We start from the raw sequence: 26,404 nt of genomic DNA, 5'->3' as shown, positions 1-26,404 counted from the left end.
ACGTGACCGAGTGATGACGCCGCGCCACGCGCGGACAGTCATGGCCCGCAGGGCGGCGAAGCCGCGCGCCGCGTGCGGTCGCGGACGGCACACCCTCTGATGTTGTGCCGGACCGCGAGTGATCTGTACTGGGCCGCACGCCACATGGAGCGCGCTGAAAACACCGCGCGCCTGGTCGATGTGACCCTGCGCATGGCCATGCTTCCCGAGCGCTACGATCGCGGCAAGGCCGATGCCGCGCCCTGGCGACGCGCACTGGATGCCGTGGGCCTGGCCGATGCCGTGCGCGAGCGCCATGGCCGCATCGATGCCGACACCGTGCAGCGCCACCTGTTGCTGTCCACCGACAACCCGTCGTCGGTGTACAGCTGCCTGCACGCGGCACGCGAATGCGCGCGCGCCCAGCGCGTGGCGATCACCGCCGAAATGTACGAGGACCTCAACACCTCGTGGCTGGAGATGCGCGGGCAGACCTGGGGGAAGCTGCACGCCGACGGCGTGACCAACCTGCTGGAATGGGTGAAGTCGCGCTCGGCTTCGTTCCGTGGCGTCACCATCGGCACGCTGGGTCGCGGCGAGGGCTACCACTTCCTGCAGCTGGGCGCGTTCTTCGAGCGCGCGGAATGGTCGATCCGGCTGCTGGACATCGCCGCCAGCGAAGCCGAGGAATCGCGCGAGCAGGATGCGGTGGACTATTTCCGGTGGAGCGCCCTGCTGCAGTCGCTGTCGGCGTTCGAGACCTACCGCCGCCTGTACCGCGAATCGATCCGCGCCAGCAGCGTGGTGGACCTGATGCTGCTGCAGGACGCCAACCCGCGCTCGCTGCTGACCTGCACGTCCATCGCCCATACCGTGCTGCAGACCCTGGCGGGCGGCGAATCGATGGAAGTCGTGCGCCAGGCCGGCGCGCTGTCGGCGCAGTGCCGCTACGCGCGCATCGAGGACATCCTCGGCCAGGGGCTGGAAGCATGGCTGCAGGACGCGATGTCGCGACTGACCCGGCTGGGCGATGCGATCCATCGGCAGTTCATGGTGTCCACCGACGTTTCTTCGCCCTTCGCGCCCGCCAAACCGTGGGTGCACGACCAGTGACCGCCCCCCTCACACCCGCCTGGTGCACAATGCGCGCGCCATGGAACTTCGAAGGCATCTGCAACTGACATGACTTACTGCATCGGTCTCAACCTGGAAGAAGGCCTGCTGTTCGCGTCCGACTCGCGCACCAATGCCGGCGTGGACGACGTCCGCCGCGCGGGCAAGATGCGCGTGTTCGCCATCGACGGCGACCGCGTCATCGTGACCCTGTCGGCCGGCAACCTGTCGGTGACCCAGAACGCGCTGAACCTGCTGGAGCATCGCGCCAACCACGGCGATGGCGTGGGCCTGTACAAGGCGCAGTCGATGTTCGAGGTGGCCACGCTGGTGGGCGATGCGATGCGCGAGATCCGCAAACGCGACGAACCCTACCTGCGCGACCGCGGCATCGATGCGTCCGCCAGCTTCATCGTCGGCGGACAGGTGAAGGGCGAGCCACCGCGCCTGTTCCTGGTGTATTTGGAAGGCAACTTCATCGAGTCCAATCCGGACACGCCGTGGTTCCAGATCGGCGAGATCAAGTTCGGCAAGCCCATCCTGGACCGCGTGGTCACGCCGCAGTCCTCGCTGGAGGAAGCCACCAAGTGCGCGCTGGTCTCGTTCGATTCGACCATGCGCTCGAACCTGTCGGTTGGACCGCCGATCGACCTGCTGCTGTATCGCCGCGATTCGCTGCAGGTCAGCCAGCGCCTGCGTCTGGAAGACGACGACGCCTACCTCAACCAGGTCCGCGCGCACTGGAACGACAGCCTGCGCAACGCATTGCAGACGCTGCCGTCGCCGGCGTGGCTACCGGCCGGTCCTGCGTAGGTCAGGCACCCCACCCGCCATCGCAGGTCGGCACGACGCCACGACGCTCCTGCTCCGGGAAGGCAGATGCTCGATTCAGCGCGAGGCCGCACCCGCCGCTGCCTCGCCACCGCGCGACGCGGCATCGCGCACGTGCGTTTCCAGCCAGGCATGCGTTTCGTACAGCATGTGCAGGATCGATTCGCGCGCCCGGTAGCCATGCGACTCGTTCGGCAGCATCACCAGGCGCGCGGTGCCGCCCAGTCCTTTCACGGCTGCGTACATCCGCTCGCTCTGGATCGGGAAGGTGCCGGAATTGTTGTCCTGCTCGCCGTGGACCAGCAGGATGGGATCGCGGATCCTGTCGGCATGGTTGAACGGCGACATCGCGCCATAGGTGTCGCCGGCCTGCCAGAAGTTGCGCTCCTCGGCCTGGAAGCCGAACGGGGTGAGCGTGCGGTTGTAGGCGCCGCTGCGCGCGATGCCGGCGCGGAACAGACGTGAATGCGCCAGCAGGTTCGCGGTCATGAACGCGCCGTAGGAATGGCCGCCGATGGCGATGCGTTCGCGGTCGGCGACGCCGCGCCGGACCACCTCATCCACCGCCGCCTGCGCGCTGGCGACCAACTGCCTGACGTAGGTGTCGTTGGGTTCGGCCCCGTCGACGCCGACAATGGGCATGGTCGGGCCGTCCAGCACCACCCAGCCGGCGGCCAGCATCGGCAGCGGGCCCCAGTAGCTGATGTTGTTGAAGCGATAGGGCGAGCCGGTGACCTGACTGGCCGCGTCGGCCGACACGAACTCGCGCGGGTAGGCCCACAGCAAGGTCGGGCGGGGGCCGTCGCGCGCCGGGTCGTAGCCGGGCGGCAGGTACAGCGTGGCGGTGAGGTCCACGCCATCGTCGCGCACGTAGCGGATCTGTTCCTTGTGCACGTCGCGCAGCTGCGGCGTGGGATGTTCGAACGCGGTCAGCGCGACACGCGTGTCGGCATTGCCACCGATGGTATGCACGTAGAAGTTGGCGGGTTCGGTGGGCGACTCGCGGGTGATGAGGATGCGACTTGCCTCGGCGTCCAGCAGCGCCTGCGGTGCTTCGTAGTACGGCGCCTGCGAGTGGAAAAGCCGTTCGGTGGTGCCGCTGGCCAAGTGCTGGCGGTCCAGGAACGGGCGGTCGCCCTCGTCGGACGCGCCATCGCCGATGCGGTAGATCGTCTCGCCATCGGCCGCCACCAGCAGGCGCGCGAAGCCGTTTTCATCGGGCAGGGTGACCGGCGTGCCCGGATCGGCGTAACGGTCCTCGTACGAGCCTTCGCGCAGCAGCACCGGCGCGGTGCCGGCATCGGGCGCCAGCCGCCATTCGCGGATGCCGCGCGTGCGCCACCAGGTTTCGTACAACAGGGCCAGCTCGCCCGAGCCCCAGGTGGCGCCGGCATAGCGCATCGACAGGTCGGCGAGCGCCATCGGGTCGCCGTTGAATGGCGCGGCGTGCATGAACACGCGATCGCGCACCTCGGCGGCGCGCGCCGGGTCGCCCCCGTCCTGCGCCTCGGCCCAGACCAGCGTGGCCGGCGCATCGGCGCGCCACGACACCCGGCGCACGCCCTCGGCCACGGCATCGTTGCCGGTCGGCAGGCCTTCGACCAGCGGCAGCCTCGCCACGGTATGCAGCACGCGGCCATTCAGGCCGATCACGTCAATGGTGCGCGGGAAGCGCGAATACGGCACCAGGTACGAGAACGGCCGCGCGATGCGCTGGCGCAACACGTGGCGGCCATCGGGCGAGATCGATGCGCCGACGTGCAGGTCGGGCGTGCCGATGGGCGTAATACCGCCAAGCAGGTCCACGCGCGCGAGTTGCGTGGTGAGGTAGTGCGCGAACACCGCTTCGTCGTGCGGATTGCGCAACAGGTCCTGGAACGTACGCAGGCTGCGGACCTCGCCGCCTTCGGTCTGCTGGATGTTGGGGCCGGTCGGTACGCCGGCATCGACCGGCGCTTCGCCCGGCACGCGCAGTTGCACCAGCAGCCCCTGGCTGTCGGGCAGCCACTGGAAGCCATCGCCGGCCACGGTGTTCAGGGGCTGCTCGACGAGGCGACGCGCACGCAGCGCGGCCACGTCCACCAGCCACAGCTCCACGCGCCCGGCGCGACTGTCGACATGGCTGAAGGCGATGTGGCGCTGGTCCGGCGACCACGCCATCGATGACAGCGCCAGCGGCTGGGGAAGTCCCGCGATGCGGCGTTCTTCACCGCCATCGATGGCCTGCAGCCAGAGATCGTCGACGAAGCTGAAAGCACTGGCCGCGTACGTGCGCGGATGGATGCGGGTGCCGCCCAGGCGCAGTTCCGGCTGGGCCACGACGTCGATACCCGGCAGCGCCGGCGCGCGCTGGTAGGCCACCAGGTCGCGGCGTGGCGACAAGGACAGCCGCGGCGGCCGGGGCGCATCCACCAGTGCCTGCAGTTCGGCCGGCGGCAGCCGGTACCCGGACGCCTCGACATCACCGGCCGGGGTTTGTGCGGTGGCCAATGCAGGCACCGCCAGCAGCAGGGCAAAGCCCAGCAGCGGGCGCATCAGGCGAGTGAGGCGGGTGGGCATCGTGGGTTCCCCGGCGAAAAATGAACCTTGGAGGATAACCGCGCCCGCCAACCGACCCCCATGACGATGGTCATGCGTGGCCTCCGCTTCACCCCTGCGCTTAGCGCGGGAGGAGGTTGGGCGGGGCGCTTTTCATCGCATCAGCCCCGGCAGCAGCAAGAGCCGCCCCCACCCCATCCCTCCCCCGCCCCCGAACGGCGAGCGGGGGAGGGGGCAGACTGTCCGCCAGCGACTGCGGCGAGCAGGGAGGGAGCGGGCTGCCGCACCAGCGGCCTGCGATATGGCCGGCTTTCATCCCTCCATCCGTACCAAACGATATAATCACCGACCCATCGAGGGGCGCTGCGACCGTGCAAGCCACGGCCAGGCTCGGTGCGGTTCCATGCTTCAACGGCGCCCGTTTTTCCGGACCCACGGGTCCCCGAAGACGGAGCACCCTGATGAACGCACAACTCAAGCCTGCCTCTACCAAGCAATTCTCGACCGAAGGGGACTACAAGGTCGCCGACATCTCGCTGGCCGACTGGGGCCGCAAGGAACTCGACATCGCCGAGCACGAGATGCCGGGCCTGATGTCGATCCGCCAGAAACATGCCGCCACCAAGCCGCTCAAGGGCGTGCGGGTGACCGGCAGCCTGCACATGACCATCCAGACGGCCGTGCTCATCGAGACGTTGAAGGACATCGGCGCCGACGTGCGCTGGGCCTCGTGCAACATCTTCAGCACCCAGGACCACGCCGCCGCCGCGATCGCCGCCACCGGCACGCCGGTGTTCGCATGGAAGGGCGAAACGCTGGAGGAATACTGGGACTGCACGCTCGACGCGCTCACCTTCACCCTGCCCGACGGCACGCTGACCGGCCCGGAGCTGGTGGTCGACGACGGCGGCGACGTGACCCTGCTGATCCACAAGGGCTACGAGCTGGAACAGGGCGACGAGAGCTGGGTGAACAGCGCCTCTGGCAGCCATGAGGAACAGGTGATCAAGAACCTGCTCAAGCGCGTCGCCAGCGAGCGCCCCGGCTACTGGACCCGCGTGGTCAAGGACTGGAAGGGCGTGTCCGAGGAAACCACCACCGGCGTGCACCGCCTCTACCAGCTGGCCGAGGCCGGCAAGCTGCTGGTGCCGGCGATCAACGTCAACGACTCGGTCACCAAGAGCAAGTTCGACAACCTGTACGGCTGCCGCGAATCACTGGCCGACGGCCTGAAGCGCGCGCTGGACGTGATGCTGGCCGGCAAGGTCGCCGTGGTCTGCGGCTACGGCGACGTGGGCAAGGGTTCGGCGGCGTCGCTGCGCGCCTACGGCGCCCGCGTGATCGTCACCGAGATCGACCCGATCTGCGCGCTGCAGGCGGCGATGGAAGGTTATGAGGTGAAGACCGTCGAGGACACCCTCGGCGAGGCCGACATCTACGTCACCACCACCGGCAACAAGGACATCATCCGCGTCGAGCACATGACCGCGATGAAGGACCAGGCCATCGTCTGCAACATCGGCCACTTCGACAACGAGATCCAGGTCGAGGCGCTCAAGGCGCTGGCCGGCGTGCAGCAGGTCAACATCAAGCCGCAGGTCGACAAGTTCATCCTGCCCAACGGCAATGCGATGTTCCTGCTGGCCGAAGGCCGCCTGGTGAACCTCGGCTGCGCCACCGGCCATCCGAGCTTCGTGATGTCGAACTCGTTCTCCAACCAGACGCTGGCGCAGATCGACCTGTGGGCGAACAAGGACGCATACGAACCGAAGGTCTACATCCTGCCGAAGAAGCTGGACGAGGAAGTCGCGCGCCTGCACCTGGAGAAGATCGGCGTGAAGCTGACCAAACTCACCCAGGACCAGGCCGACTACCTCGGCATCCCGGTCGAAGGCCCGTTCAAGCCGGAGCACTACCGCTACTGATCGACGGCCTCATCGTCGTGCATGGAACGGGCGCCGGAAGGCGCCCGTTCTGTTTGCGGCATGCGGCGATCGGATTGGCCCGTTCCTGATCGTCGCGACGCAAGGCACGTGAGTGCGTCACGGCCGCAAGACGATACCCTCACTTCCGACACATGGCAGCTTCGCCCTTCCGGTCCACCCTTGGTCCCGACCAAGGGAGGAGGCACGTGATGAACGGCACCAGGCGTACAGCGGTTCCCGGGGCGAAGGCCGCTCTCATCGCGCTCACAATGGCCATGGCGTCGTATGCGCACGCGCAACAACCTGTGCCTGCCGCCGCACCCGCGCTGCAGGCACCGCCCCCGGGCGGGCCGCCGCAACCCGCGCCCGACCAGGCCACGCCGGTGCAGGCCGAAGAACTGCAGGAAACCTGGAACGACCGCGTGAGCGTCGGTGCGCCGGTCGGCGCGTTCCCCGAGTTCGAAGGCTGGAGCCTGGGCCTGGCGATGCCGCTGGCGCGTTCCGAGCATGCCGTTGCGCTGTTCGACGGCAAGGTGTGGGTGTTGGGCGGTTATCCGCCGGGCCGCCTGCCTTCCGACCTGGTGCAGGTCTACGACCCGGCGACCAGTCGCTGGACGCTGGGCCCGCGCCTGCCGCGACCGATCCACCACATCATGACGGCGGCCGTGGACGGCCGCTTCTACGTGATCGGTGGCGAGATCGACGGCGCCAGCACCGGGCGACCGGAAGTGTTCGTGGCGCAGACCTGGATGCACGACCCCGCGGAAGGCGGATGGGTCGAACGCGCGCCGATGCCGACTCCGCGCAGCGGTGGTGGTTCCGCAGTAGTGGACGGCAAGATCTACGTGGCTGGTGGCCGGCCGCCCGGCGGCTCGGCATTCGAGGTCTACGATCCTACGACCGACCGCTGGGAAACGCTCCCCGACCTGCCGACGCAGCGCAACCACCTGGCGATGTCGGCCGTGGATGGAAAGATCATCGTCGCCGGCGGGCGCTTCCAGCCGGGCGCCATGGGCGAGCGCACGGACGTGGTTGAAATCTTCGACCCCGCCACCCGCCAGTGGACGCGCGGCGCACCGATGCCCGCGCCGCGCGGCGGCATCACCAGCGCCGTGCATGCCGGCTGCATGTTCGTGTTCGGTGGTGAGGGGGACCCCGGCCATGTGCTGGGCCTGACTCCGACAACGTATGCCTACCATCCGCGCGCCGATCGCTGGACACGCCTGCCGGACCTGCCCATCGCCATGCATGGCCTGAAAGGCAGCGCCGTGATCGATGGCCGCATCTTCCTGCCCGGCGGCGCGATCACCATCGGCGGAAACACCGGAACCAATGCGATGCAACTTTATCGGCCGACGATGCGCTGCGACCAGGACGCGTAGACCGGACGACCGTTAACGCCCGATGCGATGCGAGTGGCCCCGACTTCCACACGGGGAGACTGACGGGCCGGATCATGCAGCACGGCCATCAGTCCTGCCAACGCGCCGCAGCAATGCCATCTCACGACGCAACCGGCGATCCGTGACACGCGCCTCGACCCGGTCGTCGGCGGCGCGCGATGTTGCGCATCCCGCCGCACCGGCGCCGACGGCAATTGACGGCTCCCTGGCCGCGTGGGATCGTGCCTTCGCCGCGGGAAAGGCGGCCCTCCAGGCTGGGCAAGCAGGGATCCACGCAAGGGACGTGCGCCGTTCCACCACGCACCGGGCGAACGTGCATGGAGACTCGATCATGGCTCGGCCTGATGGCGCTGGTGGCTGGCGCCGCGCAGGCGCAGGCTGCGGACGACGATCGCTGGGCGTATCGCGCCGCGCCCTACGTGTGGTCCACGTCCTTCGATGGCAGCGTCGCGCACGCGCAGCTCCCGTTGGGCTTCCGTGCCGACAACAACTTCGGTGACGCCTGGAAGGACCTGGACGTCGACAGGATCGGCGGCATGGGCGCGTTCGAGGCCCGCAAGGGGCGGCACGGGCTCCTCGTCGACGGCCTTTACGCCAGACTTTCGACCGCGGTCCAGGCGCCGCAGATGGGGGCGCAACTGCCTGCACGCCTGAAGCTGCGCGCCGCTACCGGGTTGGTCGCGTACCGCTACGGGTGGCTGGAAGACGCATCCGGCCATCTGGACCTGGTGGCCGGTGCGCGCGCGTGGTCGGTGCGCACGCGGATCGCCTACGCCGCGCCGATTCCGCTGCCGCCACCCATGCCACAGCAGTACTCGGGCCAGCAGAAGGCCGACTGGGTGGACCTGCAGGTGGGTGTGAAAGGCAGGCGCGCGTTCGCCAACCGCACGTTCTTGGGCGGCTGGGCACTGGCCGGCCGCGGCGAGTCCGACCTGTCGACCGACGTGATGCTGCTGGCCGGATACGCATTCAACGATCGCACTTCGCTGGTGGCCGGCTACCGCTGGTTGTCCAGCGACTATGCGTCATCGAATGGTTTCAGCTTCGATACCACACTAAACGGCCCGGGGCTTGGCCTGGAACACCAGTTCTGACGTCATCGCATCGCCGCATCGCGGCAGGAGTTCCCTGATGGACATCGCACGCACGCAACCGGCCCTTGCATGGGTACTCGGCGCCAGCCTCGCCTTCGCGTCGCTGGCAGAGGCCGCCGGGGCCGATCCCCGCCTGCTGGCCGCCGCGCAGGCGGAACAGCCTGCGGTCATCGACACGCTGCGCGACCTGGTCACGGTGGAATCGGGCTCCACCGATCACGAAGGGCTGGAAACGCTGGCGACCTACCTGGAAGCGCGGCTGGGCACGCTGGGGGCCACCGTCGATCGCGTGCCATCGGCCTCCGGCGGCGTGGACATCGTGCGCGGCACGTTCGAGGGTGGCGGCGCACTGAAGATCATGCTGATCGCACATACCGACACCGTCTACGACAGCGGGATCCTCGACACCGAACCCTTCCACCAGGATGGCAACCTGCTGTACGGCCCCGGCATCGCCGACGACAAGGGCGGCGTGGCGGTCATCCTGCATGGCCTGTCGGTGGTGAAGGCGCACGGCTGGAGCGATTACGCACGCATCACGGTGGTGTTCAACCCGGACGAGGAAATCGGTTCGCCCGGTTCCGGCGAAACCATCGCCGCGCTGGGCGCGGAGCATGACGTGGTGCTCTCGTTCGAGCCTTCGCCCGCCAAGGCCGTGATCGAGCACGAAGGCGTCTTGCTGAGCGCAGCCGGCACCTCGATGGCGACGCTGACGGTGGAGGGACGCTCCTCGCATGCCGGCGCCGCACCCGAACAGGGCCGCAATGCCCTGGTCGAACTCGCCCACCAGTTGATGCAGACCCACGACATCGATGCCGAAGTGCCCGGCGCGCACCTCAACTGGACCGTTGCGAACGCCGGGACGGTGCGCAACCAGATCCCGGAACGCGCCGAAGCCCGTGGCGACGTGCGTATCAATGCCGCCGGCGCCAACGAGCGCCTGCTGGCCGCGTTGCAGGCGAAAGTGGCGGAAAGCTCCGCCGTGCCCGACACCACCACGACGGTCGCGTTGCAGCCGCTGCGGCCGATGTACGTGGCCGGCGAGCGCGGGCAGGCGCTGGCCAACCTTGCCCGCGACATCTATGCCGAACTCGATGGCCGCACACTGTTGATGCATCCCACCACCAACGGCGGCACCGACGCCGGCTTCGCCGGCCGCTCCGGCGTGCCTGCCGTGCTGGAGGGACTCGGGCTTGCCGGCTGGGGCTACCACGCACGCAACGAGTACATCGAGATCGATTCGATCCCGCCGCGCATCTACCTGGCGGCGCGGATGATGATCGAGCTCGGCAAGCGCGCACATGCCGCAGCGCCTTCACCCTGATCCACTCGCATCAACCGCGACCGCACCGATGCGATGAACATCCCGCCCCCTTCCGTCGCATGCGGTTGATGCGACGCAGCGCGAGCGGCGCGAGCCGGCAATGCGATGGCCGTCGCGACGCCAGCCGCCGCGCTTCCCGGGAGAATTCGACCCGCCTCGCCCGGCGCTTCGTCCACTTCCCGCAACCGGACTTGAACCCGGTTGCTAAACCAGCGTGAATTCAGCCTCCGTTCGCCGATTCCGGACGCCGTCTTGACGTGCGTGGCCGGATCGTGGCGGCGTGCCGATGAAGGCTCGCCAGCCCCCGCTGCCGCCATGCGCCTGCTGCTCATGTCCACCCTTGCCTTTGCCTGCGCATCTGCGATCGCCCTGCTGTCGGCGGCCCCCCGCGCCGCCAATGCATCCACGGGTGTCGCCCGTTGCGCCATGCCCGACGGAACGCATGCCTACTCCGACACCAGCTGCAGCAGCTTGGGTGGCCATCACGCACCGCTTCCGGCCGATGTCCTCAACCGCATCCAGCGCGAGCGCCGCGCGGAAGCGCAGCTACGCGGCGAGGCGCCATTCGAGAGTGGATTCGTTGCACGACAGCCCCGCGACGCGGCACCTGCCCGGCGACCGCTCTCGCAAGGCTGCGCCACCACGCCGCGGCAGCTTGCCCTGGACCTGCATGCCTCGATGGCGCTGGGCGACGCGAACCGCATCGCGGAAAGCTTCGACTGGGCGGGCATGTCCCATGCGCAGGCAATGCAGATGATGGCGCGCATCGAGCGGCTGGGCGGACTGGCCGTGGTGGATGCGGAGTATTTCGGCGCCAGCTTCGGCATGGCCGCCATGGCCGACGAGGCGGGCGGCACGCTGCAGGTCATCCTGCAGGATGCCCACGCGCAGACGGTGGCCGACTTCGACGTGCGTCGCAGCACGGGCTGCTATTTCCTGGGCCACACCTGGTCGGCATGACGGGCCCGGGTAGCGATGGAGAACGCCACGCGTGTCCCGCGGAAGTCGGGGCACAGGCCTCATCGCGGACTCTTCGCGATGGAGTGGGAATCAGCGTTGGGCCGCGAGCCGCGGTCAGGGTCGCCAGTTGGCGTTGCGCTCCCAGAAATCGACGGCTCGCGCATACGCAGCGCGATCCAGCGGTACGCCCGATCCGCCCTCTTCCACGCCAAGCGCGTTGCGCATCATCGTGATCGGCGCCATCGGGGTTTCGTCTGGCGTCATGGTGTACATGCAGCCGACGACGCCCCAGTCGCCGTCGATGGGCGCGCCCTCCTTCGCCAACTGTTCCGCGCTGTAGAGGATCACCACGAGATATTCGGCGACCGGTGGCTCCACGCCTTCGAACCAGCGCACCAGTACGGGCAGCTCGTCCTTCGTGCGCGCCTCGTAGGCGCTGCGCAGCAGGTGCCGGTTGCCGTCGGTGATGGGCACGGTCAGGCAGCGGGTGGACGTCCAGTTGCGGTGCACGTGCAGCTTGCAGAACGGCGCATAGCCATCGAGCTCCTTCAGCGGCGCGCGTGTGTTCAGATGCCGCTCGAACTGCGCGGGCGTGCAGTCCCGGATGGTGTTGGCGCGCGGCTCGCGCGGAAACAGGCGCGGGCGCGCGAAGGGCGTGAGGATGATGGACATGGCGGGATGGTAGCCGGGGCCGCACCCTGGCATTGCCTGGACCCCCACGGACAGGCGTCCAGGCATGCCCGCCACCCCGGCGCAAGCCGGGGCCAAACGCCTTCGTGGCGAGGACGCGATGCGGGCCACGGGATTGCCTTCGAACTGGTGCCAAGCGCTGGGGCCCTGCGTCAGCGGGAATGGCAGGTTACGGACACCGATCACCGGTTTTCGCATCCATCGCGATAAAGAGATATGATTCCGGCTCGCCCCCTGCGATGCCACCATGACTGCGATCAGCTTCGAGTTCTACCCGCCCAAGACCGACGAACAGCGCGCGCAGCTGGACCGCACCGCGGCCAGGCTCAAGACGCATGGTCCCGAGTACGTGTCATGTACCTTCGGTGCCGGCGGCTCGACCCTGAGCTACACCGCCGACACCGTGCGTCGTTTGAAGGACGCGCATGGCCTGGACGCGGCGCCGCACCTCTCATGCGTGGGCGGCACGCGCGACGAGATCGGCCAGCTGCTGCGCGAGTATCGCGACATGGGCTGCCGCCGCATCGTCGCGCTGCGCGGCGACCTGCCCTCGGGCATGGGCCACCCCGGCGACCTGCGCTACGCCTCGGACCTGATCGCCTACATCCGCCGCGAACATGGCGACCACTTCCACATCGAAGTCGGCTGCTATCCGGAAACGCACCCGCAGGCGGGCGACGCGCTGTCGGACCTGCGCCACTTCAAGGCGAAGGTCGATGCCGGCGCCAATGCAGCGATCACGCAGTACTTCTACAACGCCGACGCGTACTTCCACTTCGTCGATGCGGTGCGCGCGCTGGGCGTCGAGGTGCCGATCGTCCCCGGCATCATGCCGATCTCGAACTTCTCTCAGCTGCGTCGCTTCTCGGAACAGTGCGGCGCGGAAATCCCGCGCTGGATCGGCAAGAAGATGCAGGCCTACGGCGACGACGCCGACAGCGTGCGCGCGTTCGGCGCCGACGTGGTGGCGTCGCTGTGCCAGCGGCTGCTGGAGGGCGGCGCACCCGCCCTGCACTTCTATACGCTGAACCTGGCCCGGCCCACCCAGGCCGTGTTGTCGCGCCTGGGCTGAACCCGCCTCGACCTGCGTGCCGTACGCGCTTCCGCAAGCCTGCGCACGACGCTAGGCTGCCACGATGTGCCGCGTGCCCTCCCTTGCCTTCGTCTGCCTGCTCTGGCTGGTCGCCGGCACGGCGCAGCCGACGCAGGCCCAGGTGCAGCGCTGCGAAACCGCGGACGGCCGCACCGTCTTCACCGATCGCGCATGCGAGGACGTGGGTGCCGTCAGCCGGCTGCAGCGCGGGACGGATGAGGGCCAGGCCTCGCCGCATCGTCGCGGCTGCAACCGCACGTTGCAGGACCTGACGTTCGAACTGACCATGGCCATCGATGCACGCGATGCCAACCGCCTGGCCGCGGTCTACCACTGGCCCGGCATCGGCCACCGCGATGGCTACGCGATCATGGACCGGCTCGATGCCATCGCCCAGCGCCCCCTGGTGGATGCGCGGCCGCTGTTCCCGGAAGACACGCCCGAGGTCGCGCCGGCCGCGTCACCGGCCGAAGGCATGGAAGGCGGTCCCGCGAACGACGGCGTCGATCCGGCGCGGCCGCCCTCCTCGTCCGAGCTGATGCGCAGGACCACGCCCTGGCGACCTTCCGCGCGATCGCTGGCACGCGGCAACGCATCGCAGACTGCAGACGACGCCGCGACCACGGTGCCGGAACCGGCCACGCCACCGCCACCGCGCCGCCGGGTGCCGTATGCACTGCAGGTGGACCAGACGCTGGCTGGGGGCAACACGCCATCGCGCACGGTGTTCGGCCTGCGCCGTCACCTGGGCTGCTGGTGGGTCAGCTTCTGAGCGAACCCCCGACAGCACGCAACCCGCATCCGTGCTCGCGATCCCCATACGGTCGCCGGGCGATGCGCCTGGCCATGGAAACAAGCTCTCGATGCCCGGCAATCAGGCAAAATGGCCGCCCTCGCACTTCCGGGAACACCCATGCAATACCCGCAATGGATCTGGCACAACGGCACCATCAAGCCCTGGGCCGAGGCCACCACGCACGTCATGGCGCATGCGCTGCATTACGGGTCGTCGGTGTTCGAGGGCATCCGCTGCTACGACACGCCCGATGGCCCGGTGATCTTCCGGCTCAACGACCATAACCAGCGCCTGTACCAGTCGGCCAAGATCCACGAAATCGACATCCCCTACCCGCTCGACCAGATCAACGCAGCCTGCCGCGAGGTGATTTCGGCCAACGGCAACACTACCGATTACCTGCGCCCGGTCGCGTTCCGTGGCCTCGGCGGCTTCGGCCTGTCGGCGGACACGCCGACCGACGTGGCCGTGGCGACGTGGAAAATGGGCCAGTACCTCGGCGCCGAAGCGCTGGAGAACGGCATCGACGCCTGCGTGTCGAGCTGGCAGCGGTTCGCGCCGAACACCATTCCCGCGGGCGCCAAGGCCGGCGGCAACTACCTGTCCGGCACCTTGGTGGCGCGCGAGGCGCGGCGGCTCGGTTTCGGCGAAGGCATCGCGCTGGCCTCGACCGGCCTGCTCAGCGAAGGCGCCGGCGAGAACCTGTTCCTGGTGTTCGACGGCGCGCTGCACACCACGCCGGTCAGCGCCGCGCTGCTCAACGGCATCACCCGCAATTCGATCATCACCCTGGCGCGCGATGCCGGCATCGACGTGATCGAGCGCGACCTGCCGCGCGAGTACCTCTACCTGTGCGACGAGCTCTTCATGTGCGGCACCGCGGCCGAGATCACGCCCATCCGTTCGGTCGACGGCCGCCAGGTCGGCGCCGGCAAGGCCGGGCCGCTGACGCGTCGGCTGCAGGACCTGTTCTTCGGCCTGTTCAACGGCACGACGCAGGACAAGCGCGGCTGGCTGGAGCCGGTGTAGGGCGGGCCCCGGCCCGCCGGGGACGTTCGCGCGGACCTGACCGGTGACGATGGCGGGCCAGGGCCCGCCCTACCTCTTACCGACGGTCCCGCTCCGCCGCATCACCTGTCAACGGCACGAAGCGCACCGGAATGACGCTGCGCTCAACCACGCTGCCGTCCTCGCGCTTCTCGACCACGCGCAGTTCCTGTGCCGCGTGCATCGGTCCGACCGGGATGACCAGCCTTCCACCCGGCTTCAACTGCTCCAGCAGCGGCTCGGGGATGCGCTCCGGCGCGGCCGTGACCACGATGACATCGAATGGCGCATGCTCCGGCCAGCCGGCGTAGCCATCGCCGGCCCTGACCTCGATGTTGTCGTAGCCCAGCGCACGCAGGTCGCGCGCCGCCCGTTCGGCCAGTGGCGCGACGATCTCGATGGTGTACACCTCGCGCGCCAGTTCGGCGAGGACCGCGGCCTGGTAGCCGGAGCCAGTGCCGACCTCCAGCACACGGTCGTCGCTTCCCAACCCGGCCAGTTGCGTCATCAAGGCGACGATGTACGGCTGCGAGATGGTCTGGCCGTGGCCGATCGGCAGCGGGCGGTCGTCGTAGGCTTCGGCAGCCAGGTGCAGTGGCACCAGCCGGTGCCGCTGCACGGTGCGCATCGCCTGCACGACGCGCGGATCGTCGATGCCCCTGGTCGCGAGCTGCTCACGCACCATGGCCTCACGTGCCTCCAGGCCGACCGCTGCGCGTGGTTCGGCAATCTCGGAGGATGGCCCTTCGGCAATGGTCGCCATCGGCATGCAAAGCACGCCCAGCAACGCGGCCCGCCATCGCAGGCGGAAGCCGGGGCGACAAGCTCGCGGCGCATTCATCGTTCGACTGCTCCGTGTGGCGAATGTCGAGCATCCCACGCGGGAGGTCACGGCAGGGTTAACGCACGGCGCCGCTCATCCGTCGAAGTCGTGGTCGCCGTTGGGCCGGAACGTCAGCGTGGCGACGACGCCCTGCGTGTCGCCCGGCACCACGCGCACGCTCCAGCCATAGAGCGCGCACAGGCGGCGTACGATCGACAGGCCGATGCCGCCGCCCTGGGTGTGTTCTGCGTGCGAGCCACGATAGCCGCGCTCGAACAGCTTCGCCGCGTCCTCCGCGCTCAGGCCTGGGCCGGAGTCGATCACTTCCACCGCGTTGTCCAGCAGCCGCACCACCACCGCGCCCTGCTGCGTGTACTTGACCGCGTTGCCGATCAGATTCCCCAGCGCCACGTTGACCGCCGCCTCTGGTGCATCGACCACCACCTGCCCGGTACCGCCCTCCAGCTGCAGCTGCAGCGGCTTGGCACCGATCTGCACGCGATGCGCGTCCAGCAACTGCTCGGCCACCCTGGCCACGTCGGTGTTGCCGTGGCCGCGCTCGTTGCGCGACAGCAGCAGCAAGGCGCTGATCAGGTCGGTGCACTGCTGCTCGGCGCGCTGGATGCGCAACAGGCGCGCGCGGGTCTTGTCGTCCAGTTCCGGGCGCGACAGCAGCAGCTCCACTGCCCCGCGGATCACCGCCAGTGGCGTGCGCAGCTCATGGCTCACGTCGGCGTTGAACTCGCGATCGCGCTGCACCACCTCGGTGAGCCGCGCAGCGTAATCGTCCAGCGCCTTGGCCAGTTCGCCGACCTCGTCGTCGGGGAAATGCGGGGCGAGCGGCGCCGGGGAGGTGCTGTCGCCGGACCGCCCCAGCCGGCTGGCCAGTTCCGACACGGGACTCATGACGCGCGATGCGGACCACCAGCCAAGCAGCAGCGACAGCACAGTGAACAAGAACACCGAGCCATAGATGGCTCGGCGGAACTGTTCCTCGCCCTGTTTCGCTTGGGTCAGGTCGTAGGCGAGAAAGAACCATTCTTCCGGCGTCTTGCGCACTGCGAGCTTGTAGGTGAACGGTTCACCGTTATCGTCTACACCACTCAGGTTGTGGTTGCCGTTGGGCAAGTCGTACCAATCCGGCTCCTCGATCCGCAGGGACTCGAAGCGATCCTGCTTCACCACGCGTGCGAACATCTGCTGGACCGGCAGATCGGGATTGCGACTGGGATCGACGTAATAGCGGCGCGCGTACTCGTCGATGTTGCGATTCATCACGTCTTCGACCAGCGCGTTCTCGACACGGTTGCGCGCCTCCTGCGTGAGGAAGGCGAACAGCGCCGTCAGCCCGAGGCCGAGCAGCACGAAAGACAGGATGATGCGGCTGCGCAGACGGCGCCGGTAACGACGCCCGGCACTACCGCGCGGGGGCACTGTGCCCGGGTCAGTTGCCGCCATCGGGCGCGGCGATCCGGTAGCCGATGCCGTGCCGGGTCTGGATATACGGCGTTGGGAACGGCTTGTCGATCACCGCCCTCAGGCCGTGGATATGCACGCGCAGCGAGTCCGAATCCGGCAGCTCCTCACCCCAGACGCGGGTTTCCAGGTCCTGCCGCGTCACCACCGCGGGCGATGCTTCCATCAACGCCTGCAGGATCTTCAACGCCGTCGGGTTGAGCTGCAGCAGCTTGCCCTCGCGGCGCACTTCCAGCGTGTCGAGGTTGTATTCCAGGTCGCCCACGTCCAGCACGCGGGTCTGCACGCCCTTGCCGCGGCGCGACAGCGCGTTGAGGCGCACTTCCACTTCCTGCAGCGCGAACGGCTTGATCAGGTAGTCGTCGGCGCCCGAATCGAAGCCGGCCAGCTTGTTGTCCAGGCTGTCGCGCGCGGTGAGCATCAGCACCGGGGTCTGCTTGCGCGCGTCGTTGCGCAGCTTGCGGCAGACTTCCAGGCCGTCCATGCCGGGCAGGTTGAGGTCGAGCACGATGGCATCGAACTCGTGCACCACCGCGAGGTGCAGGCCGGTCACGCCGTCGGCGGCGAAATCGACGGTGTGGCCGCGGTCTTCAAGGTAGTCGCCGAGGTTGGCGGCGATGTCCTGGTTGTCTTCGATGACGAGGATGCGCATGGCGGGCTCGAGGCTGGGCAAGGTTCGACCGCACGGAGCGCGTTGCGTTCCGGCGCGGCACTGGATTCTGTCACACGACGCGGCGAGGGCGGCGTGTACACCCGTACCGCCCCGCGATGCGCCCACAAAAAATCGCCTGGAGCGACTTTTGGCGGCGCGCAACGCCGGCCAGGAAGGTGGCCACCAGGGACCGCCAGCCACAAAAAGCCGTCGGGAGCGGTTTTTGACAGCGCGCAGCGCTGGCCCGAAGGGTGGCCGCCATGGACGGCGAGCCACAAAAAGGGCCCTGGCGATGCCGTCGCCGGGCCCGAAGGGTGTTGCCCCGATTTACCGCGATCTGACGATGAAACCTTGAAGAGGGAACCCTGGAGATGGAACAGGAGGACGCACGCCTTTCCGGTAGGGCCAAGGTAGTCCCTAGTCGATTAAAGCGTCGTTAAGCGGCGGGTTAACTTTCGATTAAACCGTGCGTCCTGCCTTGCGGGGGGCGCGTTTCGGGCGTGGCGTGGTGGCCCTGGCCGCCACGTGGTCCACGATCCGGCCGGCGATATCGATCCCGGTCGCGTCCTCGATCCCCTCCAACCCCGGCGAGGCATTCACCTCCAGCACCAGCGGGCCGCGGCGGGCGCGGATCAGGTCGACGCCCGCCACCGCGAGGCCCAGCGCCTCGGCGGCCCGGATCGCGATGGCGCGTTCGTCCGCGGAAGGCGTCTCCGCCGTCGCGGTGCCGCCCCGGTGCAGGTTGGAGCGGAACTCACCCGGGGCTGCGTCGCGGCGGATGGCGGCCACTACCTCGTCGCCGACGACGAAACAACGCAGGTCGGCGCCCTCGGCCTCGGCCACGAACTCCTGCACCAGGAAATTGGCATACAGCCCGCGTAGCGCCTCCACCACGCCGCGCGAGGCCGAAGGCTTCTCGGTCAGGATCACGCCGGCGCCCTGCGCGCCTTCGTTGAGCTTGATCACGTGCGGCGCCGGGCCCAGCAGCGACAGCAGGTCCTGGGTGTCGTCCGGGTTGTCGCCGAACACCGTCAGCGGCAGGCCGATGCCGCGCGCGGCGAGGATCTGGTGGCTGCGCAGCTTGTCGCGGGCACGGGCGATGGCATCCGACGGGTTGGGCGTGTGCGTGCCCATCAGCTCGAACTGGCGCAGCACCGCACAGCCGTAGCGCGTGATCGACGCGCCGATGCGCGGGATCACCGCGCCATAACCGTCTATCGCGCGGCCCTTGTAGTGCATCGCGAAGCCATCCTCGCCGATGCGCATGTAGCAGCGCAGCGGGTCCAGCACCCGCACGCTGTGCCCGGCCTTGCGCGCCGCCTCGACCAGGCGACGCGTGGAGTACAGCTTGCTGTTGCGGGACAGGATGGCGAGCTTCATCGGGGCACCATCGAAAAACGGCGGCACCACCTCGCGGTGATGCCGCCGTCCGAACGTGGAGCGGGTGATGGGAACAGCACCCGTTCGCTAACTCGTTTATTACGAACGTCTTTTCCGATCCAAGCGTCACGGAATGGACTCGATTGTGGACTCAAGTCTTCGGCCTGGTCAACGCAGGCCGTTGCGGGTGATCCAAAGCGAGCCAAGCACATCCACCAACAGCCAGAGCATCGGATTTCATTCCGAAGTCTATCTGTCTACTGGCACACCACGCCACAGGTCGCAACGGACAGGCGAGCTGCGTCCTCAAAGGACCGGCTCATCATCGATCGGCGCGGCCTCGTCTTTCACCCGCTCGATGAACCGCTTCATGGGCTCCGAGGGTTCGCCCTGGCGGCGCAGCAGGTAGGTAGAGAGCATCGGTGGGGTGCCGGCCAGGGGACGAATGGAGATGTCCGGGCGCTGTAGGGTCTGCACTTGCGAGGCGATGGCGAAGCCGATGCCGTAGCCGGCGCCGACCAGGGTCAGCATCACGCCGAGGCTGGTCACTTCATCGACCAGCTTGAGCGGCGTGCCCGCGTCCTGCAGCATCGCTTGAATCTGATGGCGGCAGCCCGATCCCGATTCGGGATGGCACAGAACCAGCGGGAACTTCAAGGCTTCGGCCAGCGGCACCTGCATGTGTGCCAGCAAGGGGTGGCGTGCGGGCACGATCACCGACAGTGGATCGGTCCACACCGGCTCAGCGACGAGGCCAGCATGCACCGCGTTTGACAACGCAAAGCCGATGTCCAGCAGATCGTTGTGCAGCATCTTGAGCTGCTGCGCGAACGGCAGCTCGAAGACGCGAATCTCCAGCTCGGGCTCATCCTCGCGGCTGCGTGCCAGCAAGGTGGCGATGTGGGGCTGCGCCAGGCTGTCGCAGATGGCGATGCGCAGATGGCCCTGGTAGCCCTGTGCCGCCGCCTTGGCGCTCTTGACTGCCTGCTCCACGGTGGCCATCACGCGCCGGCATTCGCCGAGGAACACCTGGCCGGCCCAGGTCAGCCGCGTCAGGCGTGTGCTGCGGTCGAACAACTGCACGCCAAGCTGGCTTTCCAGGTCGCGCATCGCACGCGACACAGGCGACTGCTCGATGCCCAGACGCTCGGCTGCACGGGCCAGATGCAGTTCTTCCGCAACTGCGACGAAGTAACGCAGCAATCTGAAATCCAAGGCCACCTCCCGTTTGTCTTCTTCTGGTTCGGCCTATCGGGCGCCAGCATCTCCATCCGCATCCCGTCAGCACCTCCTTCGATGGCATCGCGTCAAAGCCTCATGCCCGCTTGGTGCGCCGGGCACGGCGCGCAGGCGCTCACGTGTGCTGGAGTCCGCGATCGGTGCAGCCGACGACGTCACGCCGGCGTCAGGGCGAGCGTGCCGATGCAGTTTCATGAGGGTGTCTTTCGGCTCACCCCGGTTGCTGCCCTGGTCGGTCACGAAGCTCAGTTTCAACCCCCGGACTTCTGCGCAGCCGCCAACACCTGGGCGACGCGCTGGTAGGCCCACCAGGCGGTCGCCGCGGATGAAGTCCTCGGGCTGCGGGTGACGCGGCGCGGAGGCCTGCAGCCGCTGCGCGAGCTGCTCGTCGCCCATGCGATCGTCGTTCCAGAACACGCTGCCGTGGGTGGTGACGGACAGGTTCGCCACGTCGGGCTTGATCGGCTTTACTCCATTCAGACACGGATGCTAATGAGAATTATTATTGATTGTCCGTGGTTTTGTGTGATATGGCAACACCGATGGAATAACCCGGCCTTGCCTGGACACTCGCCGCCTCGCCGCCTCGCCGGCGACTGAAGGTCGGATGGCGGCAACTGGAAGCCTCTGTGACCGGCATCGCCACCGGGAAGCACTCATGCGGTTCCCTGCGGCCAGAGGAATGGACTCCACTTTCTGGGGGGAAGTACATGAACTTACGCCATCTTCGCTGTTTCATAGCCGTGGCCGAAGAGTTGCACTTTGGCCGGGCGGCGCGGCGGCTGCATGTGGAGCAGTCGCCCCTGTCGCGCACGATCCGCCAACTGGAGGCCGACCTGGGCGTGGCGCTGCTGGAGCGCACGCAGCGCGGCGTGCGCCTGACCCCGGCCGGGCAGGTGTTTCTGGAGGAGGCCCGGCGCGTGCTGCTGACCCTTGAGCAAGCCCAGACCAAGACGCGGGCGGTGGCGGTGGGACACCGGGGCACCCTGCGCATCGCCCTGGCCGGCGGCGTCGGGCGGACCCGGCTGTCGGCGCTGCTCGCGCTGTGCCGGGAGGAGGCGCCGGAAGTGGGCATCCGGCTGTTCGAGGCGCCGCTGTCGCAGGTGGTGGGCGGCCTGGGCAACGACCTGTACGACGCGGCCTTTGCGATGGCCGGCGAGATGGAGGCCGGGGTGGTCGCCAGGCCGGTGTGGCAAGATCCACTGGTGGTGGCCATACCGGCGCGGCACCCCTTGCTGGCGCACAAGCGGGTACCGCTGGACGAGGTGGTGGGCTACCCGCTGGTGCTGTGTCACCCGCAGGTTTGTCAGGAGTGCAGCCGGCAATGCGAGCGCCTGCTGCGCCTGGTGGAGACACCGCCGGTCGTGGCCGAGTACGTGACGACCCACTCGTTGATGCTAGCCCTGGTGGCGGCCGGCTATGGCGTGGGATTTTCCACCGCGGCGCACGCGGTGGCATGCCGGCAGGCGGACGTGATCGTCCGGCCGCTGGACGAGGACTCGGCGGCGTTGACGACCTACCTGCTACATCCCGAGGGCGCGATGTCGGAGCCACTGCGCCACTTCATCGACCGTGCGCAGCGTGTCGGCCATATGCCGTTGGATACGCAACGGCTCGCATGAGGCTGCTTCAGGCGGGTTGGGGCGATGCCATTTTGGTCAAGGTGCCAGACCTGTTTTGTCATAGCGGGGTTCCATTGACGCGGTGCACGGGCGTGCTGCACTCAGGCTGCTCGCGCTTGCGGTTGGCATCCTGCGATGAGACTTGCATGCCCATCGCATCGCGTCACAGCGAAGACGCGCGGCGCAACAGCGCTTGCCGTATGCGCATCGGCTCTGGCGTGTTGAGCTGATCGCGCTTTACTGGGTCTTTTCCCCTGCAAAGACTTTGGCCTGGTTATCCGGGTCAGGCATGGTGCCCGCGAATGACGCTGGTGACAGCATGTTTCGCGGCTTGCGAATTGTGAGTGATGGCGCCCTGCGCGGCAAGACGCACATCTCGCAACGAAACCGGCGGCATCGTCGATGCCACGGTCTTCGCCGCTTCGCCACTTGCTCGTTTCGCCCGGAGATTCCTGGACAGCCACGCACGTCGCATGTACGGCGGGTGCGTGTGCGTGGACTCGGTGCGATGACGAATGGAGGCGCGCGATATGCCGAAGTCGAGCAGCCTGGCCGATGGCGCCAAGACCTACTACCGCCCGATCGAGGCGGCAATCCGCTGGAGCGGATTGCTGCGCTTCGAGCGGCGCATTCTGGCGACCTTGGGACAGCGGCCTCTACCGGAGGCAACGGAGTTTCCGCGCTGGCCGATGCTGCGGTTGAACACCGAAAGAATCTTCGATGCGCTGGCTCACGGCGAGATGCCGTATGGCAAGGAGGGTTTGGTGCGGGACACGCAGGGCCTGACGATGGACGACCTGTCGCTGACGGTGCGGCACGTCGACCTGAAATCCTGGATGGCGCACTACTACCCCGGCGAGAAACCGGCGTTTCTGTTCGATGAGATCGAGCGTGCACTTCACCCGGCGATCAGCCTGGACACAGTGGGCGCATTGCTGGCCGAGCGGGAAGCGATCAAGGCGCGGCTGGCGGAACACTTGGGCGTGCACGAGACGCTGCGCGCCGAGCACGAGGCGCTGCTGAAGACGCACGCCGACTACACAGCCGACGCGGAGCGTGCGAACACACCTGGGCCGCGCAGCGAATCGACCTACCTGAACATCGTTGGCGGGTTACTGACGCTACTGCTGGGCAAGTCTCCCAGCGGCATGCCGTATTCCAGCTTCCTGACGCAGGAAGCCATCATCAGCGCGATGGTGGCGCACCACGGCAACGCGATGGGCATCACCGAGCGCACCCTGCAGGCCAAGTTCGCACTGGCTCGGCGCAATCTGCAGAGCACGACTTCCTGAGCGATGCCAGACCGTATCTGCGGTCGCGGACGCCGCATTTGCGGTGTCTTTCCTCAGCGCGGCGTTCTTAATGCGAGTCACGCCAATCAGCGCCACTGAGCGTTAAGGAGTGACCCTCATGTCTTCGCAGACCACCGCCACGGCGGCACCGACCGAGCACCGCATCCTGCGCCGCGCCGAGGTCGAAGCCAAGACCGGCTTCAAGCGCGCGCACATCTACAGCCTGATGAAGGAAGGCAAGTTCCCCAAGGCGCTACGTCTGGGCGTGCGCGCGGTGGGCTGGGACTCGGTGGAGATCGAACAGTGGATCGCCGATCGCCTCAAAGAACGCGCCTGACGCTTCTTCTCGGTTCATGCCATTCGACGAGGAGAAGCTCATGCAGGTGGTGTCCATCATTTCGACCAAGGGCGGCGTGGGCAAGACCACGACGGCGGCCAACCTGGGCGGCTTCATCGCCGATGCCGGGCTGCGAGTGCTGCTGCTGGACCTGGACGTGCAGCCCACGCTGTCGAGCTACTTCATGCTGGACGTGCGCGCGCCCGGCGGCATCTACGAGATGCTGGCCTTCAACGAGCGGAGCATCGAGCAACTGGTGTCGCGCACCGCGATCGCGGGCCTGGACCTGGTGCTCTCCAACGACGACCGCGGCGAACTGAACACGCTGCTGCTGCACGCACCGGATGGGCGCCTGCGACTGCGCCATTTGCTTCCCGTCTTCCGCACGCACTATGACTTGCTGTTGATCGACACGCAGGGCGCGCGCAGCGTGCTGCTGGAGATGGCGGTGCTGGCGTCCGACCTGGCGCTGTCGCCGGTGACGCCGGAAATCCTCGCGGCGCGCGAGCTGCGGCGCGGCACGCTGCAACTGATCGAGGACATCGCGCCGTATCGGCACCTGGGCATCGAGCCGCCGCCGCTGCGCCTGCTCATCAACCGTGTGCATCCGGTGTCGTCGAACGCGCGGCTGGTCCAGCAGGCGCTGCGACAGGTGTTCCAGGAACAGGCCGGCGTGCAGGTGCTGGACACCGACGTGCCGGCCATCGAAGCCTATCCGCGCGCTGCGACACGAGGATTGCCGGTGCATCGGGTGGAGTACCGGCGGCCGGCTGGGCGCACGGCGCCCGCGGCGCTGGACACCATGCGCACGCTGGCTGGCGAGCTGTTCCCCGCGTGGCGGGAGCGCTTCGCGCTGGTCACCGGCCGGGCCGATGCGGGAGGGGCCGGCCATGGCGAGCGCGCATGAACTGGCGCGCGGCCGTGAACGGCTGCGCGCGCTGATCGAGTTCGCGCTGGGCGAAGGCTGGCGCGTGGTGCGCACGTCCGGCGGGCACCTGAAGTTCACGAAACAAGGCTACGCGTCGATCTACACCAGCTCGACTGCGAGCGACCACCGTGCCGACCGCAATGCCCGCGCGCAACTTCGCCGCGCCGACCGGCAGGCGCAGGAGAACGGCCGTGGCTGAGCTGACGCCGCAGGACATGGCTGCCAAGCTGCTGGCCACCGGTTTCGAGCGCAGCGGCCCTTCGGCCGCGACCTTGAGCGACCCCATCGCCGACACGCCGATGGCGGTGACGCTGGACCAGTTGCGGCCCTACGACCACGACCCGCGCGTGACGCGCAACCCGGCCTATGCGGAGATCAAGGCGTCCATCCGCGAACGCGGGCTCGACGCGCCCCCCGCGATCACGCGCAGGCCGGGCGAGGCGCACTACATCATTCGCAACGGCGGCAATACGCGGCTGGCGATCCTGCGCGAGTTGTGGAGCGAGACCAAGGAGGAACGCTTCTTCCGCATTGCGTGCCTGTTCCGCCCGTGGCCGGCCCGCGGCGAAATCGTGGCGCTGACCGGACATCTGGCCGAGAACGAGCTGCGCGGCGGGCTGACCTTCATCGAGCGGGCCTTGGGCATCGAGAAGGCGCGCGAGTTCTACGAGCAGGAAAGCGGCCAGGCGCTGTCGCAGAGCGAACTCGCGCGGCGGCTGACTGCCGACGGCTATCCGGTGCCGCAGTCACACATCAGCCGCATGAACGATGCGGTGCGCTATCTGCTGCCGGCGATCCCGACGCTGTTGTACGGCGGATTGGGCCGACATCAGGTGGACCGGCTCGCCGTGCTGCGCAAGGCGTGCGAGCGCATCTGGGAGCGGCGTGCGCTGGGCCGCACCGTGGCCGTGGACTTCGCCACCTTGTTTCAGGACGTGCTGACGCAGTTCGACACACAGCCGGACGACTTCTCGCCACAGCGGGTGCAGGACGAGCTCGTGGGCCAGATGGCCGAGCTGCTGGAGGCGGACTACGACACGCTGGCGCTGGAGATCAACGACAGCGAAAGCCGCCAGCGTGCGCTGACCAGCGAACCGGCGGCGCCGACGCCCCCGGCAGCGCCTGTCGTGCCTGCTGGTCCTCCCCCGCCGGTCTCCGCGCCTCAGCCGCCACCCGCCTCGTCTGTGCCGCGCGACACCACGCCGGTCGCGCCTTCGGCGCCAGCAGCGACACCGCCTGCATCGCCCGAAGCGCCGGAGGACCAGCACGGGCAACGCGACGAGCGCCTGCAAGGGCACATCGTGACACCGGCACCGACCACCGAGCGCCTGCAGTCCATCCAGCGGATGGTCGCGGACCAGCTCGGCGACAAGCTGCCCGACTTCGAGGCCGACGCGCTGCGTGCGATCCCCGTGCAGGCGGGCGGGCTCTATCCCATCTCGGACGTCTGGTACATCGAGCCGGGGCTGGACGCGCCGGATCGCCTGCGCGTGCACATCGCGCAATTCGCGCGCGAGATCGCCGGGGACGCAGCGGTAGCCGATCACATCGAGGCCAGCGACGGCGGCATCGGCTTCGTCTGCGTGGCGCCGGCCGTGGGCCAGGCGAAGGCGCTGCCGGCGTTCGCGCGGGCGGTGCTGACCCTGCTGCATGTGCTGAGTGCGGCTCCGCCCTCCGCGAACGGATTGGACCGCGCGCGGCTGGCCGACGAGCTGGCGGCGCTGCTGCATGGCCACGGCGGCTCGGCCACACGCCTGAGCGATGCTGCGCTGGTGAAGCTGTTCCGTCTGCTGCGCCTGGCGCGCCGGCTGCTGGATCTGGAAGCCGGCGTAGCGAGCCAGGATTCCTGAGCGCAGGAGGCT

At 68.1% G+C, this 26,404-nt stretch carries 24 protein-coding genes and 1 riboswitch; of the genes, 16 read left to right on the top strand and 8 right to left on the bottom strand.

The genetic code is table 11. From position 1 onward, the window contains the following. Nucleotides 1-99: 99 nt before the first annotated feature. A complete protein-coding gene (locus E2F46_RS03990; RefSeq protein ID WP_133320780.1) occupies nt 100-1,092 on the top strand; it encodes an alpha-E domain-containing protein in 993 nt (330 codons plus the stop codon). A 69-nt stretch (nt 1,093-1,161) separates the two neighbouring features. Further along, on the top strand, nt 1,162-1,905 hold the full coding sequence (locus tag E2F46_RS03985; RefSeq protein WP_133320779.1) for a proteasome-type protease: 744 nt from the start codon (nt 1,162-1,164) through the stop codon (nt 1,903-1,905). A gap of 75 nt (nt 1,906-1,980) precedes the next feature. On the opposite strand, the gene E2F46_RS03980 is transcribed toward E2F46_RS03985, so the two are convergent. After that, the gene (locus E2F46_RS03980; protein ID WP_133320778.1) at nt 1,981-4,482 is read right to left on the bottom strand and encodes an alpha/beta hydrolase family protein; all 2,502 of its coding nucleotides are present in this window, start codon (nt 4,480-4,482) and stop codon (nt 1,981-1,983) included. Between the two features lie 328 nt (nt 4,483-4,810). Further along, nucleotides 4,811-4,888, top strand: a riboswitch (S-adenosyl-L-homocysteine riboswitch). Between the two features lie 34 nt (nt 4,889-4,922). On the opposite strand from E2F46_RS03980, the gene ahcY reads away from it, so the two are divergent. From ahcY to E2F46_RS03955, 5 genes are all read left to right on the top strand, one after another. Beyond that, a complete protein-coding gene (gene ahcY, locus E2F46_RS03975; RefSeq protein WP_133320777.1) occupies nt 4,923-6,386 on the top strand; it encodes an adenosylhomocysteinase in 1,464 nt (487 codons plus the stop codon). A 275-nt stretch (nt 6,387-6,661) separates the two neighbouring features. Then, a complete protein-coding gene (locus tag E2F46_RS03970) occupies nt 6,662-7,768 on the top strand; it encodes a Kelch repeat-containing protein (protein ID WP_165967335.1) in 1,107 nt (368 codons plus the stop codon). 338 nt (nt 7,769-8,106) lie between these two features. Beyond that, complete coding sequence (locus E2F46_RS03965; protein ID WP_133320775.1) at nt 8,107-8,883, top strand: hypothetical protein; 777 nt, start codon at nt 8,107-8,109, stop codon at nt 8,881-8,883. A 37-nt stretch (nt 8,884-8,920) separates the two neighbouring features. Then, nucleotides 8,921-10,207: a glutamate carboxypeptidase gene (locus E2F46_RS03960; protein ID WP_133320774.1), complete on the top strand. Its 1,287-nt coding sequence runs from the start codon at nt 8,921-8,923 to the stop codon at nt 10,205-10,207. 315 nt (nt 10,208-10,522) lie between these two features. After that, on the top strand, nt 10,523-11,167 hold the full coding sequence (locus E2F46_RS03955) for a hypothetical protein (protein WP_133320773.1): 645 nt from the start codon (nt 10,523-10,525) through the stop codon (nt 11,165-11,167). Between the two features lie 114 nt (nt 11,168-11,281). Here the strand turns inward: E2F46_RS03955 and E2F46_RS03950 are convergent, their stop codons facing one another. Next, nucleotides 11,282-11,839: a DUF3228 family protein gene (locus E2F46_RS03950; RefSeq protein WP_133320772.1), complete on the bottom strand. Its 558-nt coding sequence runs from the start codon at nt 11,837-11,839 to the stop codon at nt 11,282-11,284. Nucleotides 11,840-12,104: 265 nt separating this feature from the next. On the opposite strand from E2F46_RS03950, the gene metF reads away from it, so the two are divergent. The 3 genes from metF to E2F46_RS03935 all read left to right on the top strand — a co-directional run bounded on the left by metF (nt 12,105) and on the right by E2F46_RS03935 (nt 14,775). After that, nucleotides 12,105-12,929, top strand: coding sequence for a methylenetetrahydrofolate reductase [NAD(P)H] (gene metF / locus E2F46_RS03945; RefSeq protein ID WP_133320771.1), 825 nt, complete (start codon nt 12,105-12,107; stop codon nt 12,927-12,929). A 73-nt stretch (nt 12,930-13,002) separates the two neighbouring features. Beyond that, nucleotides 13,003-13,722: a hypothetical protein gene (locus tag E2F46_RS03940; protein WP_133320770.1), complete on the top strand. Its 720-nt coding sequence runs from the start codon at nt 13,003-13,005 to the stop codon at nt 13,720-13,722. Nucleotides 13,723-13,863: 141 nt separating this feature from the next. Further along, nucleotides 13,864-14,775, top strand: a complete 912-nt coding sequence (locus E2F46_RS03935) for a branched-chain amino acid transaminase (protein ID WP_133320769.1) — start codon at nt 13,864-13,866, stop codon at nt 14,773-14,775. Between the two features lie 76 nt (nt 14,776-14,851). Here the strand turns inward: E2F46_RS03935 and E2F46_RS03930 are convergent, their stop codons facing one another. The 6 genes from E2F46_RS03930 to E2F46_RS03905 all read right to left on the bottom strand — a co-directional run bounded on the left by E2F46_RS03930 (nt 14,852) and on the right by E2F46_RS03905 (nt 20,813). Beyond that, nucleotides 14,852-15,634, bottom strand: coding sequence for a protein-L-isoaspartate(D-aspartate) O-methyltransferase (locus tag E2F46_RS03930; RefSeq protein ID WP_243720290.1), 783 nt, complete (start codon nt 15,632-15,634; stop codon nt 14,852-14,854). Between the two features lie 75 nt (nt 15,635-15,709). Continuing rightward, a complete protein-coding gene (locus E2F46_RS03925; protein ID WP_133320768.1) occupies nt 15,710-17,074 on the bottom strand; it encodes a sensor histidine kinase in 1,365 nt (454 codons plus the stop codon). Beyond that, nucleotides 17,061-17,744 (bottom strand): response regulator transcription factor, encoded by a 684-nt coding sequence (locus tag E2F46_RS03920; protein WP_133320767.1) that lies wholly within the window; start codon nt 17,742-17,744, stop codon nt 17,061-17,063. Before E2F46_RS03920 ends, E2F46_RS03925 begins: the two co-directional genes overlap by 14 nt. 459 nt (nt 17,745-18,203) lie before the next feature. Continuing rightward, nucleotides 18,204-19,124 (bottom strand): 30S ribosomal protein S6--L-glutamate ligase, encoded by a 921-nt coding sequence (rimK, locus tag E2F46_RS03915; protein WP_133320766.1) that lies wholly within the window; start codon nt 19,122-19,124, stop codon nt 18,204-18,206. Between the two features lie 306 nt (nt 19,125-19,430). Beyond that, nucleotides 19,431-20,345, bottom strand: a complete 915-nt coding sequence (locus E2F46_RS03910; protein WP_080703432.1) for a LysR family transcriptional regulator — start codon at nt 20,343-20,345, stop codon at nt 19,431-19,433. Between the two features lie 60 nt (nt 20,346-20,405). Next, on the bottom strand, nt 20,406-20,813 hold the full coding sequence (locus tag E2F46_RS03905; RefSeq protein ID WP_207949514.1) for an ExbD/TolR family protein: 408 nt from the start codon (nt 20,811-20,813) through the stop codon (nt 20,406-20,408). Nucleotides 20,814-21,073: 260 nt separating this feature from the next. On the opposite strand from E2F46_RS03905, the gene E2F46_RS03900 reads away from it, so the two are divergent. The 6 genes from E2F46_RS03900 to E2F46_RS03870 all read left to right on the top strand — a co-directional run bounded on the left by E2F46_RS03900 (nt 21,074) and on the right by E2F46_RS03870 (nt 26,392). Next, nucleotides 21,074-21,985, top strand: coding sequence for a LysR family transcriptional regulator (locus E2F46_RS03900; RefSeq protein WP_033470629.1), 912 nt, complete (start codon nt 21,074-21,076; stop codon nt 21,983-21,985). 515 nt (nt 21,986-22,500) lie between these two features. After that, on the top strand, nt 22,501-23,277 hold the full coding sequence (locus E2F46_RS03890; protein WP_080703429.1) for a receptor protein-tyrosine kinase: 777 nt from the start codon (nt 22,501-22,503) through the stop codon (nt 23,275-23,277). 118 nt (nt 23,278-23,395) lie between these two features. Continuing rightward, nucleotides 23,396-23,614: an AlpA family transcriptional regulator gene (locus E2F46_RS03885; RefSeq protein ID WP_016446183.1), complete on the top strand. Its 219-nt coding sequence runs from the start codon at nt 23,396-23,398 to the stop codon at nt 23,612-23,614. 40 nt (nt 23,615-23,654) lie between these two features. After that, complete coding sequence (locus E2F46_RS03880) at nt 23,655-24,521, top strand: ParA family protein (RefSeq protein ID WP_033470658.1); 867 nt, start codon at nt 23,655-23,657, stop codon at nt 24,519-24,521. Further along, a complete protein-coding gene (locus tag E2F46_RS03875) occupies nt 24,505-24,741 on the top strand; it encodes a hypothetical protein (RefSeq protein ID WP_033470625.1) in 237 nt (78 codons plus the stop codon). Before E2F46_RS03880 ends, E2F46_RS03875 begins: the two co-directional genes overlap by 17 nt. Then, nucleotides 24,734-26,392: a ParB family protein gene (locus E2F46_RS03870; RefSeq protein ID WP_133320765.1), complete on the top strand. Its 1,659-nt coding sequence runs from the start codon at nt 24,734-24,736 to the stop codon at nt 26,390-26,392. Before E2F46_RS03875 ends, E2F46_RS03870 begins: the two co-directional genes overlap by 8 nt. Nucleotides 26,393-26,404 lie beyond the last annotated feature (12 nt).

This window comes from Luteimonas aestuarii (assembly GCF_004357985.1).
Taxonomy (GTDB): Bacteria; Pseudomonadota; Gammaproteobacteria; order Xanthomonadales; family Xanthomonadaceae; genus Luteimonas; species Luteimonas aestuarii.
Note: the sequence above shows the minus strand (reverse complement) of the source record. Positions and strands in the feature narration are given on the sequence as shown.

What these genes read in the sequence shown, in the direction of transcription:
- E2F46_RS03990 (WP_133320780.1), top strand. Translation starts at nt 100, where the DNA reads ATGTTGTGCCGGACCGCGAGTGATCTGTACTGGGCCGCACGCCACATG.
- E2F46_RS03985 (WP_133320779.1), top strand. Translation starts at nt 1,162, where the DNA reads ATGACTTACTGCATCGGTCTCAACCTGGAAGAAGGCCTGCTGTTCGCG.
- E2F46_RS03980 (WP_133320778.1), bottom strand. Translation starts at nt 4,482, where the DNA reads ATGCCCACCCGCCTCACTCGCCTGATGCGCCCGCTGCTGGGCTTTGCC.
- ahcY (WP_133320777.1), top strand. Translation starts at nt 4,923, where the DNA reads ATGAACGCACAACTCAAGCCTGCCTCTACCAAGCAATTCTCGACCGAA.
- E2F46_RS03970 (WP_165967335.1), top strand. Translation starts at nt 6,662, where the DNA reads ATGGCGTCGTATGCGCACGCGCAACAACCTGTGCCTGCCGCCGCACCC.
- E2F46_RS03965 (WP_133320775.1), top strand. Translation starts at nt 8,107, where the DNA reads ATGGAGACTCGATCATGGCTCGGCCTGATGGCGCTGGTGGCTGGCGCC.
- E2F46_RS03960 (WP_133320774.1), top strand. Translation starts at nt 8,921, where the DNA reads ATGGACATCGCACGCACGCAACCGGCCCTTGCATGGGTACTCGGCGCC.
- E2F46_RS03955 (WP_133320773.1), top strand. Translation starts at nt 10,523, where the DNA reads ATGCGCCTGCTGCTCATGTCCACCCTTGCCTTTGCCTGCGCATCTGCG.
- E2F46_RS03950 (WP_133320772.1), bottom strand. Translation starts at nt 11,839, where the DNA reads ATGTCCATCATCCTCACGCCCTTCGCGCGCCCGCGCCTGTTTCCGCGC.
- metF (WP_133320771.1), top strand. Translation starts at nt 12,105, where the DNA reads ATGACTGCGATCAGCTTCGAGTTCTACCCGCCCAAGACCGACGAACAG.
- E2F46_RS03935 (WP_133320769.1), top strand. Translation starts at nt 13,864, where the DNA reads ATGCAATACCCGCAATGGATCTGGCACAACGGCACCATCAAGCCCTGG.
- E2F46_RS03930 (WP_243720290.1), bottom strand. Translation starts at nt 15,634, where the DNA reads ATGAATGCGCCGCGAGCTTGTCGCCCCGGCTTCCGCCTGCGATGGCGG.
- E2F46_RS03925 (WP_133320768.1), bottom strand. Translation starts at nt 17,074, where the DNA reads ATGGCGGCAACTGACCCGGGCACAGTGCCCCCGCGCGGTAGTGCCGGG.
- E2F46_RS03920 (WP_133320767.1), bottom strand. Translation starts at nt 17,744, where the DNA reads ATGCGCATCCTCGTCATCGAAGACAACCAGGACATCGCCGCCAACCTC.
- rimK (WP_133320766.1), bottom strand. Translation starts at nt 19,124, where the DNA reads ATGAAGCTCGCCATCCTGTCCCGCAACAGCAAGCTGTACTCCACGCGT.
- E2F46_RS03900 (WP_033470629.1), top strand. Translation starts at nt 21,074, where the DNA reads ATGAACTTACGCCATCTTCGCTGTTTCATAGCCGTGGCCGAAGAGTTG.
- E2F46_RS03890 (WP_080703429.1), top strand. Translation starts at nt 22,501, where the DNA reads ATGGAGGCGCGCGATATGCCGAAGTCGAGCAGCCTGGCCGATGGCGCC.
- E2F46_RS03885 (WP_016446183.1), top strand. Translation starts at nt 23,396, where the DNA reads ATGTCTTCGCAGACCACCGCCACGGCGGCACCGACCGAGCACCGCATC.
- E2F46_RS03880 (WP_033470658.1), top strand. Translation starts at nt 23,655, where the DNA reads ATGCAGGTGGTGTCCATCATTTCGACCAAGGGCGGCGTGGGCAAGACC.
- E2F46_RS03875 (WP_033470625.1), top strand. Translation starts at nt 24,505, where the DNA reads ATGGCGAGCGCGCATGAACTGGCGCGCGGCCGTGAACGGCTGCGCGCG.